This is a genomic window from Enterococcus sp. LJL90 (assembly GCF_056924355.1).
Window position 1 is genome coordinate 528,453 of sequence record NZ_JBXPBQ010000001.1, and the last position, 12,221, is coordinate 540,673.

Sequence of the window (12,221 nt, forward strand, 5' to 3'; positions counted from 1 at the left end):
TAGTGGCGATTTATCTTGAATGGCGGAAAGTGCGGTTCCTCCTTATACTAGCAATATAGAAAACGGATACAAGTTATCGAGGAGGAAACAAAAATGGGATATGAAGCATTAGCAAATGATATCTTGAAAAATGTCGGCGGAGAGGAAAATGTTAGTAATCTTTACCACTGTGCAACGAGATTGCGCTTTACCTTAAAGGATCAAAAGCAAGCCAAAAAACAAGCGATTGAAAATCTTGACGGTGTGATTACAGTTGTTGAAGCCGGCGGGATGTTTCAAGTTGTTATTGGCAATACAGTTAATGATGTCTATGAAGCAATTACTAAGATATCAAATTTAGGAGCAGCCAGTACCGAAGAAGAGGCGCCTAAAGAAAAGAAAAATTTGTTGAACTCATTTATTGATATGATTGCCGCTGTCTTTGCACCAACTTTAGGCGTGCTTGCCGGCAGTGGATTAATCAAAGGGGTTTTGGCTTTACTGACAAGTGTTGGTTGGCTAGCAACAGATAGCGGTACCTACGTTGTATTAAATGCGGCAGCAGACGCCTTCTTCTACTTCTTGCCAATTTTCTTAGCCTATACAGCAGCCAAAAAATTCAAAACCGATATTTTTATTGCGATGGTTTTAGCGGCCGCTTTGGTTTATCCAACAATTACCGCCGCCTATACAGATGGTGCGGCTATCAGCTTTTTAGGTCTACCGGTTTCTCTGGCTAGATATTCCAGCACCGTAATTCCAGCTATTTTAGCCGTGTATGTCTTGTCTCATTTAGAACGCTTCACCCGCAAGCGATTACACGAAAGCGTGCGGGATTTATTAACGCCGTTTATTTGTTTGATTATCATGGTGCCACTGACATTGATGGTCGTGGGTCCAATCGCTAATTCTGCCAGCGAGTTAATCGCAAACGGTTACTTAGCCGTTTATAATTTTAGTCCAATTTTATCTGGAGCTGTTATCGGTGGCTTTTGGCAAGTCTTAGTCATTTTTGGTTTACACTGGGGGATGGTGCCAGTTATGACTAACAATATTGCTTTTTACGGTCGAGACACATTGGGACCTGGCTGTATGACAGCCGTCGCAGCACAAGCCGGAGCTGTCCTAGGCGTTTTCTTAAAAGCCAAAGATAAAAAAGTAAAAAGTTTAGCCCTTTCTTCTTTTATCAGTGCTCTCTTTGGAATTACCGAACCGGCCGTTTACGGAATTACTTTGAAATACAAAAAACCTTTTTACATCGCTTGTATTGTCGGTGCAATCTTCGGTGGTGTGGCAGGAGCAGCCGGTGCTGGCGCTTTAGCAGTTGCTACCCGCAGTATTTTGTCTTTCCCAATTTATATTGGTCAAGGCTTTGTCTGGCTAGTTGCCAGTTATTTCTTAGCAATGCTAGCAGCCTGCGTCTTAACCTTCCTCTTTGGTTATAAAGACGAAGCAGCTGTTGAAGAAGAAAAAATGATTTTAGATAGTGAACAAACACTAGTTTTAGAAAAACCAGCTCAAGGTCAAACAATTGCTCTATCAGAAGTGAACGATCCAACCTTTTCAAGCGGTGCAATGGGAGAAGGCTTTGCTGTTATCCCATCAAGAGGCGAAGTCTATAGCCCAGCAGCCGGAAGGATTACCTCAATTTTTCCAAGTAAGCACGCCATCGGCATCACGACTCCCCAAGGGGCTGAAATTTTACTTCATATCGGAATTGATACAGTGAATTTAGCTGGTAAATATTTTGAAACAGCGGTCACAGAAAATATGCAGGTGCGGGCTGGAGAATTATTGGTCACCTTTGATTTAGAAAAAATCAAAGAAAATGGCTATGACCCAACAATTATGGTGATGGTTACCAATAGTGCTGACTTTGAAACCATCGAATTTGTCGATGAAAATCAAAGTGTTGTAATCGGTGCTGATTTTGGCGAACTTTTAGTATAAGGAGCAAAAGACATGACAAAATTTCCAAAAGATTTTCTATGGGGCGGCGCTACCGCCGCCCATCAAGTTGAGGGTGGCTTTGATGAAGGTGGTAAAGGTTTATCTGTTTCTGATGTATACACCTTTGACAGCACACTACCTAAAGAGCACTGGACAGATCAATGGCATCTGATGACGCATCAACAAGTTGCTGAAGCACAAGATCCCCACAGTAAAAAATATTATCCGAAACGCCACGGCAATGATTTTTATCATCATTTTAAAGAAGACATTGCCCTCTTTGCGGACATGGGCTTCAAATGTTACCGCACGTCAATTGCTTGGACTCGGATTTTTCCCCATGGGGATGAAACAGCACCTAATGAGGCGGGCTTAAAATTTTATGATGAGATGTTTGATGAATTATTAAAACACGGTATTGAACCGGTAGTCTCATTGTCCCATTATGAAATGCCTCTATATTTAGTTACTGAATATGGCGGTTGGCCTAATCGCAAAGTAATTGATTTTTATCTAAATTTTGCGACAGCCGTTTTTGAACGCTATAAAAACAAAGTGAAATACTGGCTGACCTTCAACGAAATCAATTGCGTGAAGCATCATCCCTATGTCAGCGTTGGGGTGATTGAAGAAAATCACCCGAATTTAGAACAGGCCAAATATCAGGGAGCTCATCATCAATTCGTGGCGAGTGCCTTAGCAACTAAAGCCTGCCATGAGATTATTCCTGATTCAAAAGTCGGCTGTATGATTAGTTTTCAATTGTTGGTGCCTTATTCCTGCGACCCAGACGATGTGCAAAAAACTGTTGAAAGTCAGCGCACCTCCCTCTTTTTCTCCGATGTACAGGCTCGAGGATATTATCCGGCTTATACAAAACGGATGTTTGAAGAAAAAGGGGTCGAACTGGCAGTCGAAGTTGGCGATGAAGAAATTTTATGTCAGTATCCGGTTGATTTTATTTCCTTTAGCTATTACATGTCTTCGGCAGTGTCCGCCCATCCGGAAAAATTAGAACACGCAGAAGGGAACTTGATTACCGGCGGAATTAAAAATCCGTATCTGCCTAGCAGTGAATGGGGCTGGCAGGTTGATCCTAAGGGGTTGCGGATTGCTTTGAATCAATTATATGATCGCTATCAAAAGCCTTTATTCATTGCTGAAAATGGCTTAGGGGCGATTGATGAAGTTCAAGCAGATGGCAGTATTCAAGACGATTACCGCATTGATTATCTCAGACAGCACATTGAGCAGATGCAAGAGGCGATTCATGATGGCGTCGATTTATTCGGCTATACTTCGTGGGGCTGTATTGATATTGTCAGCGCCTCAACTTCTCAGATGTCAAAACGCTATGGCTATATCTATGTCGATCAAGATGATGAAGGCAACGGCACTAAAAAAAGAAGTAAGAAAAAATCTTTTGATTGGTACAAAGAAGTGATTGCCTCGAATGGTGAAAATTTATAGAATTCCCACAGGAACCAAAATATGTTAAAAAATTGACCTCACCTCAACTAGTTGTTTTAGTTGAAGTGAGGTCATTTAAATTGTTTAGAAATAAATAGGCGAAGTTTTCCGTTTGCATCTAACCATGATGAAAAGAATCATCCTTGCCAATTTCTTTAGTGTTGCGCCGCACTAAAACATAATTGACAAAAACTAAAAGAGAGGTTGAAATAAAGACACCTCGATAGCCGAAAACAGAGGAGACACTGGAGCCTAGCATCGGACCAATCACATTGCCGCTAGCCTGAAAGGATTGATTGTAACTGAAAATCCGGCCGGCAGCTTCATGGGGTGAATATTTGGTAATCAAAGACTGAACTGCTGGCAATAGACAGGCGTCGGAAATACCTACGAGAAATCGTAGGAAGCCTAATTGCCAAACATTTTGCACGATGGCCATCGGCAGGTAGACCAGCATGGCAAAGATTAAACCAATCCCTAAAATTTTCTCACTGCCGATGCGATCCCCTAAGCGGCCAAAGCGGGGGGCGGCAATCAAGGTGGCAATCCCGGGAATCGAAGCGATAATCCCACTGACCAAAGTCACATTGCCGCCGCCCAACAGCTGTCGAATATATAAGCTGATAATCGGACTGATGGAATTATTGGAGGCCTGGATAATCATCGTGGTAATAAACATTCCGATAATTAGATGGGGATATTTTAATTCTTTAAAAATTTGTTTTGCCGGCAGCATATTGTCTTTTTTGACAGGAGTAAATTTTTCATGGACAAAGACCAAGCTTAAAATAAAGACTAAAAATAAAATTGTGCCCGTGATGAAAAAAGTATAGCGGTAGCCGACAATCGAAGCGATGACGCCCCCAATTAAAGGACCCAATAAAGTTCCAGAAACTTGACCCGTAGTCAAAGTACCCAAAACTTGACCACTTTTTTCCCGCGGAGTTCCCGTCGCAATCAAAGCTGTCGCATTGCTGATATAACCGGAAAAAATCCCCTGCAATAAACGCAGCGCAATCAACTGATAGACATTGGTCACTAAGCCCATCAAGCCAATGACGATAGCCATGCCTAAAGAGGTCCGCAAAAGCATTAGCTTACGGCCTTTTTGGTCAGCTAAACGCCCCCAAAATGGCGAAACAATCGCTGTCACTAAGAAGGTTGCAGAGAAGGTAATTCCGCTCCAAAAATTCAACTGAGCTGCAGAATAATCCCCTAAAGTATCAATATATAAAGCCATAAAGGGCATGACTAAGCTGAAGGCAATTCCCGCCATAAAAGTCCCGAACCATAAAACAATTAAGTTTTTTAACCAAGGCGGGCGTTTACGAAAGATTTTTCTTTTGACTGATTTTAACAAAAAAGTGGCCTTCTTTCTGAGAAATAAATTGTGTAAAGTTGTTGTGAAATGTCGCCAGTAGCTGAGTAGATGGAGCTGGTCAGTGACTTAAACTAGCAAATGGTTTAGAAGCCACGCAATCAGCCAAAACTGACAAAATACTGTTCAATTAAGGATAATCCCAAATAATCTAGCGGAAAAGGATAACGGTTCGCTTGAGTTGAGCTAAGCGGTTGGACACGCTAAAGACAGCGGAAGTTGCTGCTCTCCGCTGTCTGACACTAGCTATAAATATTCTTTAAAGAAGGTCAGCTCATCGTCATTGCAAAGCTTCGCAATGGCGCTTTTTTGATCAATATGAAAGACGTGACCTAATTCCGAGCCATCTGGATTTTCATAAATTTTAGTTTCCGTCGTCACTCCTTGAGCGTTAAGAACAGCCGCTAATGGTTGGACCAAATCTTTTAGGAAATCATGGGAGGCTGACATAATATAAGCCGGCGGGAAATTTTTATTGATAAAGGGTTCTATCGGAAATTGCTGTAAAATTGCCGCTGTCGGTTCATCTCCATAATAAAATGGGAACTGAGCTGTTAAAGGTTCTTGTCCCCCTAAGAAATAAACGCCGCAGTTTAAGGCAACAGCTTTAGGCTTAACTTCTGCTGCTGCAAAATTAAATAGCTTGGCGTACTCTGGATTGGTGGCAAAGGTCGTATATTGTTCAACTAATTGTGCACCAGCACTGTCCCCTAAGATAAATAATTGCTGCATATCCAAATGGTAATCTAAACCATTTACCAAAAGCCAATTCATTAAGTTGTTAATATCTTCAATCGGAGCGGGATATTGACTGGCCGGAGCCAACCGATAATTAAAATTAACCACTGTAAAGCCCTGTGTCGCTAAATACATCGCATAAAAACGATACAATTCTTTGTCGCCGTAAACAAAACCGCCACCATGAATGGAGACAATTGTCGGCAGCAGATTTGTCGTGCCCTTTGGATAATAAATATCAAAGGTATTCTCAACACCATAAGGGCCATAGGATAAATCTTTAACTTTGACTAAGGAATCTGGCTCTACTAAGCCAGCGTCACGCTTAGCATCGGATTCTTTCATTAAAGGAATTAATTCTAACGGGTTAATTTTTACTTCACTCATAACAGCGCCTCCAATTAATTTGATACTTCTATTGTATAACAAAGCCCTTTAAATGACTGACGATTTATTAAAAAAAACTTTGAAAATCACGAAGAAAAACCCGGATGAGGTATTTCCCTCGGCCAAAATTCAGAAAAAACTAATTTTGACAGGAAAAATTCTTCCGGGTTTTACTAAATCCAATTTAGTTGTGGCTGTATGCCGCTGGTCGAGTGGCAGAGCGATATTCTTCAGCGAACTCTTTAACAAAATCAGCCAGCTTAACTTGCCCTTCGGTGATTTCATCTGGATGGGCTTTTAAGTCAGCATAAATTTTTTCTGGTTGGCGTTGATAGTCATTCATTTGAATCAAGGCTTCACTAAACTCTTCTGATAAGCCATTTTTCAATAGACCTTCTTTGACCTGCTGATCGGAAATAACCAAGTAATGCAGGCGGGGCAAATGTAATTCTGTTTTCAAAGCTTCGGCAAATTCTGCACCAGAGAAGTTGTCACTGACAACATAATGCACAGTTTTTCCTGCAGGTAGCTCTAAAAGCAGGTGAGAAATTTCAGCTGCAATATCTTGAGGAGCTACCCAGTTTTGTTTTACATCTGCTGGAATGTTAGAAAACAGTGCCTGACGTTCAATAATACTTGGCAGATGGCGGTAGAGATTTTGATAAAATCCAACAGGTCGCACAAAAGCAATCGAAACATCGGTTAACTGCTGTAATTCAGATTCAATTAAGTTGTAGGCATACAGAGCCCCAGCTTCGCTACCGGCATCAGCGCCAACACTGCTGAGGTTGACAACCTTTTTAACACCACTATCGGCAAGTGCATCACGGAAAATTTTTCCTTGCAGCTTTGCCTGCTCAAGGAAGTTGTCTCCATGAGGACCCCCGGCAATCATCAAATAGACTACGTCTGCTCCGACAAACGCTCCGCTTAAAAATTTTTCATCTAATAAATCACCGACCAAACCGTGAGCTCCCAGCGCAGCAATCGCTGGTAGGCGGTCTTCGTTGGAGGTAATGACAGTAACATCATGCTTTTCGGCAATTAATTGGGGAATGACTAAACTATTAATAGTTCCTAAAGAACCTAACATGGTAATTTTCATGCGTCTTCGCTTCTTTCTATTTTTCGCTTTTTCAATTTTTCCCTTTTAAAAATACTTTTTGAAAACAAGCAAATTATATGGTGAATTTTGCAGAATGTAAAATAAATTGACTGGATTCTTAATGAAGATTAATAAATAACTGCTCTTTCTAACAAAAACGATTGCCCGCTGAGCGTTTCACCGGCTTTTTAGTCAAATTCCGGTATAATGGGATTTAGAAAACTTTAGGAGGCAATTTATGGAAATCCAATATCCCCAAGCATTGACCATTGCGGGGTCAGATAGTGATGGCAGTGCAGGCATGCAGGCAGACTTACATACCTTTTTCGCACGGGAGGTTTATGGCGCATCGGTCTTAACCGCCTGTGTTGCGGGCAATTCATATGGGATTGCCGCCAGTATCAATCTGCCATCAGATTTTATCGACAAAGAATTTGAATTGTTAGCAGAGGATTATCAAATTCGGGCCAGCAAGACTGGCATGCTTGCAAATAGTGAACTGATTGAAACCGTTGTAAAAAATTATCAACAGTATGACTTTGGGCCCTTAGTTGTCGATCCTGTGATTGTCACTAAACATGGCAATCTTTTATTAGAAGAATCTGCGCTAATCGCTTTAAAAGAAAAATTAATTCCGCTTGCAACAGTCATCACGCCTAATTTTTATGAAGCCGAAAAACTAACAGGCCGCAGCTTAACAGCTGCTGAAGATTTTGTTTTAGCCGCCAAAGAAATTCAAAAATTAGGCGCTAAAAATGTCATCATTAAAGGGCGCCACGATGATCCGCAGCAAGAAGAAGTTTTAGACTACGTTTTATTAGAGTCTGGCCGTGATTTTTGGCTGTCGGCGGAATACCATGCTACCGATCGGATTAACGGCACAGGGGATTCTTTGTCCGCCTGTATTGCCGCTGAATTGGCTAAAGGGACTGAAATTGAACCAGCTATCCGCATTGCCAAAGATTTCGTTAACGCCGCTATCAGCCAAGAAATTTTTGTTGGGCATAAATATGGCCCAATCAATCATTGGCTCGCCGCTAAAAAAGTTCAATAAACTAAAAGACCTTCAACTATTTTTATGGAAAAGTAGTTGAAGGTTTTTTTCATAAACTATTACGACGATATCCGTAATTACTTGCAGTTAAAACTGGGAAGTGCTATCATCAATTAAACATGAAAATAAATTCATATAAAAGAGGCAAATTAGATGACAGATGGACAACAACCGCAGCAAATCAAGCGCGCGTTTAAAATTGGAATCGTGATTAATTTAATTTTTGTAGCAGTGGAGGCAGCTTTTGGCTTTACAGCGAATTCTTTATCGCTGATTGCCGATGCTGGTCATAATCTCAGCGATGTCTTAGGACTATTGGTTTCTTGGATTGCTTTACTGCTGAGTCAGCGGCAACGGGATAAATTTCGCACTTATGGTTATAAACGCAGTTCGATTTTGGCGGCATTGTTTAATGCTGTCATCTTATTAGTGGCAGTTGGCGGCATTATTTTGGAGGCCCTGCAGCGTTTCGGCAATCCACAACCTGTGGCAGAAAATGCTGTCATGCTAGTGGCTTTTATCGGAATTTTAATCAATGGCGGGACAGCCTTGCTCTTTATGAAGGGCCAACAGCGGGATTTAAATGTCAAAGGAGCCTTTTTACACATGGCCGCCGATACTTTAGTCTCTGTCGGCGTAGTGATTGCTGCGCTAATAATAAAATTGACCAATTGGTTTTGGTTGGATCCAGTGATGAGTTTAATCATCGCGCTGGTAATTTTTAGCGGCACTTGGGGCTTGCTAAAGGAATCTTTAAACCTATCCCTTGATGCTGTTCCAAAAGAAATTGATTTAGCGGCGGTGGAGAAATTTATTTTACAGCAGCCGACAGTCGTCGATTTGCATGATTTACATGTCTGGGCAATTTCGACAACAGAAAATGCGCTGACGGTCCATGTCTGTCGTTCGACCTTGGCAGAGAACAATCAATTTTTGGCAGAGCTCGATCATCGATTAGTAAAAAAATTTCCTTTAAATCATATTACAATTCAAGTCGAGCTAGGCAAAATTGCCGATGAATCTGTTAGCCATAGTATTTAAAAAGAACCCACTAACCGTGATGGCTAGTGGGTTCTCTTTTGTAATGCTTAGTCTTTAGAAGCTTCGGCGTTTTCAAAATGAATCTGCAAATTCTTCTCATTGTAAATGCGACGCAGATATTGATAAAGCTGCATCAACTGGTCTTCACCGCCGGAATGATCCCAGAAGTAAACTGGTAATTGCGGATGTTTTTGTTTTAAGAGTAAAGAAGAACTCAAAATCAAATCATAGTCATAGCGGTTGCCAGACTGGTAAGTTTCTGTTTCGACAAAGCGCAAATCATCCAAGAATTGGTAAACCCATTTGACTAAGACAAAGTTGTGCTCCATTGCTAAACCAATCTTAATTTTGTGGGAGAATTCCAAGGAGTTGTAATACGGTAAAAGAATATTTTTATAAGATTTCACCATATAAGGTTTTACCTTTTTAACAAATGCGTATTGATCCTTATCTTCTGCATGGGTGAAAAATTCATCAATTTTTTGTTCCAATAAATATTCAGCATGTTCTTGCTCTTTAGCAGGTACGACCAAAGTTTGGATATTTGGAATCGGCTGCTCTGTCACATAGAAGGTAAAGCCAATATTTAATAAGTTTCCAATAACTAGTGGGCTATCCAAAACATTTGGCTGATTTTTAAATAAATCTTCCTTGATAAAGTTTAAAAACTCTTGATTCAAGCTGTAAATCGGATTTGGCCGAGTTGAAAAATCATAAATCGTTTGTTGCAGAGTAGCTTCGTTTTCCATTGTATAGAAAGGAACATAATGGGCTAAGAAGAAGACAAAGCTAGTTTCGGCTTTTCTTTGTTTTGGCGTCATTTTAATATTAAGGTCTTCTGATAAAGCGTCAATCTGATCGAAATCATAATAAGAATTTTTCTTCATCAAGAAGTCATAGCGCTTATCGTATTTTACAAAATTACCTTTTTGGATACGTGCTAAATACAAGGCGGCAAAATAGCGAATTTCCATTTGGCCAAAGTAGCTAAGGCTCAATGGGAAAAATTCTGAAACGCCATCCACTAATTCTTCCACCCGGTCTAAGTCCGTGTTAAAGGGAATTTCAATTCCCCGTGTGCCTAACCAGATTAAGTTAAACAGCATCACCCGCACAAGGCGTTCGTCGCCGACTAAATTCGCTTCAGTATAAGTTAAACGCAGATTATACTGTTTCAAATAGGCTTTTAATTTTTCCATTTTACGGGAAACAGTCGAGCGGCTGACAGAGTAGGTATCACAAAAATCGACAACATTTGGATGTTCTTCATTCAAAAAGTAAATGATGAACTGGAAGGGAACACTTTTTTTCAATAGATAGTAGCGATACTCGTCGACAGTTGAAGAAAGATTGAAGCAATTGACCTTACCAGCGCCTAGTAAAATACTTTTGTGCTGCGGGTTCAATTCCAATAATTCTTCGTCAATTTCAGTTAGGTCAATCACGGCCTGTTGATAGTTTAAGTTCATATCCTCAGCCAATTGGGAAATGGCATAGCTTTCACGACTGATTTGCATTAGGTAACGGAAAATTCGGTAACGGATTAAGGTAGATGAGTCAAACATTATTTCTTCATATAGCATGTCAGTTCCTCCTTTAATTCACTTTCATTTTAATAGAATCTGATAAAAAAGTCAGTTATCAGGTATTTTCTATGTTTTTTTTATTCTTTTGTTAAAGTTTAAGTCTAATATAAAACTAATTATAAATCCAATAACAGCTGGGATTATCCAACCCATACCAATATTAAAGAAAGGTAAATAATTACTACCAAAATTTATAATTTCTTTTATAAATGACCAATTTGAAATCCAAGCAGGTGCGGCGTTTAAGCCGTCGATAATAGCAGCGAACAACGTAAAATAAGTGGTCACTTGGTAGACCAAGCGGCGGTAACCAATTAAGGGTTCCAGCAATGGCAGTAAGATTAAAACAATTGCCAAAGGATAAAGAAACATCAAAACTGGTGTCGAAAATTCAATAATTTTCGTCAGGCCGACATTTGCGAAAAGACAGGGCAGGAAGCTGACAACTAAAATGTAAAAGTTGTAAGACCTCTTAGGAAATAAATCGGCAAATGTTTCAGAAAACGAGGTGATTAGACCGATAGCGGTTTTAAGACAGGCTGTAATGACAATCAGCGCTAAAATAAAACTGCCTAAGCCCCCTAAATAATAATTAGCCACTTGAGCCAGTGCAATTCCGCCATTTTCACTGACGGCAAAGCTGCCTAAGCTCATCGTTCCCAAGTAGGCTAATAGGGTGTAGATAACGCCCATCAAAATAATGCTGATGGCCCCTGATTGAATCGTGTACTTCGCAATTGTTGCTTCCTTTTTAACGCCTAAATTTTTGACGGTCGAGATAATCACAATCCCAAAGGCTAAGGCTGCTAAAGCATCTAAAGTATTATAGCCCTGTGTGAAGCCGGTTGAGAAGGCTTCGCTTTGATAGCTGCCTTGAACAGCGGCATCACTTATGCTGCCGAAAGGATTTATAAAGGCTAACAGCAGTAAAAAACCTAACAGAATCAAAAAAATCGGATTTAAAAATTTGCCAACGTACACTAAAATTTTGGTGGGCTTGCGGGCAAACCCCCAGGCAATCAAGAAAAAAATGACGCTAAATAAAGCTAATACTAAAGGTTGTTGCTGGGCATTGATAAATGGGGCGATTCCAATTTCAAATGAAGTTGTTGCTAAACGGGGTAATGCAAAGAAGGGACCGATAACTAGATAAAGCAGAACGGTGAAAATTTTTGCATAACGCTGATTAACTTTGCTGGCTAAGTCATAGACATTGCCGCTGCCACTAATTGCCAAAGCGATGATTCCCAGAAACGGCAGACCGATTCCTGTCACGAGAAATCCCAGGTTGGCACTAAAAACATTGGCGCCAGCCTCTTGTCCTAAATGAATCGGAAAAATTAGATTACCAGCACCGAAGAAAAGACCAAAGAGCATCGAGCCGATAAAAAGCTTTTCCCTAAAGGATAACTTGTGTTCCACATATATTCTCCTTAATTTTTAAAATACTAAAGACAAAAATAACAAAACAATCAAAAATATTCAATAAAAATATAATTAGAAATTAACTGTTACTTTTAACCTTGATTGCTT

Annotated in this window: 9 protein-coding genes; 4 read left to right on the forward strand and 5 right to left on the reverse strand. The window is 40.3% G+C overall.

The features are described 5' to 3' along the window. Positions 1 to 93 precede the first annotated feature (93 nt). Both AC1Z3S_RS02340 and AC1Z3S_RS02345 read left to right on the forward strand, forming a co-directional pair. The gene (locus AC1Z3S_RS02340; RefSeq protein WP_461739012.1) at positions 94 to 1,929 is read left to right on the forward strand and encodes a beta-glucoside-specific PTS transporter subunit IIABC; all 1,836 of its coding nucleotides are present in this window, start codon (positions 94 to 96) and stop codon (positions 1,927 to 1,929) included. Between the two features lie 12 nt (positions 1,930 to 1,941). Beyond that, positions 1,942 to 3,399 carry a glycoside hydrolase family 1 protein gene (locus AC1Z3S_RS02345; RefSeq protein ID WP_461739013.1) on the forward strand — a complete coding sequence of 486 codons (1,458 nt, stop codon included), beginning with the start codon at positions 1,942 to 1,944 and terminating at the stop codon, positions 3,397 to 3,399. 118 nt (positions 3,400 to 3,517) lie between these two features. Here the strand turns inward: AC1Z3S_RS02345 and AC1Z3S_RS02350 are convergent, their stop codons facing one another. The 3 genes from AC1Z3S_RS02350 to AC1Z3S_RS02360 all read right to left on the reverse strand — a co-directional run bounded on the left by AC1Z3S_RS02350 (position 3,518) and on the right by AC1Z3S_RS02360 (position 7,007). Continuing rightward, a complete protein-coding gene (locus AC1Z3S_RS02350) occupies positions 3,518 to 4,759 on the reverse strand; it encodes a multidrug efflux MFS transporter (RefSeq protein WP_461739014.1) in 1,242 nt (413 codons plus the stop codon). 264 nt (positions 4,760 to 5,023) lie between these two features. Further along, entirely contained in the window at positions 5,024 to 5,902 is an 879-nt protein-coding gene (locus tag AC1Z3S_RS02355; protein ID WP_461739015.1) for an alpha/beta hydrolase, read from the reverse strand. 184 nt (positions 5,903 to 6,086) lie between these two features. After that, positions 6,087 to 7,007, reverse strand: coding sequence for an SDR family oxidoreductase (locus tag AC1Z3S_RS02360; protein WP_461739016.1), 921 nt, complete (start codon positions 7,005 to 7,007; stop codon positions 6,087 to 6,089). Positions 7,008 to 7,245: 238 nt separating this feature from the next. Between AC1Z3S_RS02360 and thiD the strand changes: the two genes are divergently transcribed. Next, positions 7,246 to 8,061, forward strand: a complete 816-nt coding sequence (thiD, locus tag AC1Z3S_RS02365; RefSeq protein WP_461739017.1) for a bifunctional hydroxymethylpyrimidine kinase/phosphomethylpyrimidine kinase — start codon at positions 7,246 to 7,248, stop codon at positions 8,059 to 8,061. Positions 8,062 to 8,214: 153 nt separating this feature from the next. After that, a complete protein-coding gene (locus AC1Z3S_RS02370) occupies positions 8,215 to 9,102 on the forward strand; it encodes a cation diffusion facilitator family transporter (RefSeq protein WP_461739018.1) in 888 nt (295 codons plus the stop codon). A 47-nt stretch (positions 9,103 to 9,149) separates the two neighbouring features. Here the strand turns inward: AC1Z3S_RS02370 and AC1Z3S_RS02375 are convergent, their stop codons facing one another. Then, on the reverse strand, positions 9,150 to 10,685 hold the full coding sequence (locus tag AC1Z3S_RS02375) for a helix-turn-helix domain-containing protein (RefSeq protein ID WP_265456319.1): 1,536 nt from the start codon (positions 10,683 to 10,685) through the stop codon (positions 9,150 to 9,152). Between the two features lie 69 nt (positions 10,686 to 10,754). Beyond that, a complete protein-coding gene (gene brnQ / locus AC1Z3S_RS02380; protein WP_461739019.1) occupies positions 10,755 to 12,110 on the reverse strand; it encodes a branched-chain amino acid transport system II carrier protein in 1,356 nt (451 codons plus the stop codon). Positions 12,111 to 12,221 lie beyond the last annotated feature (111 nt).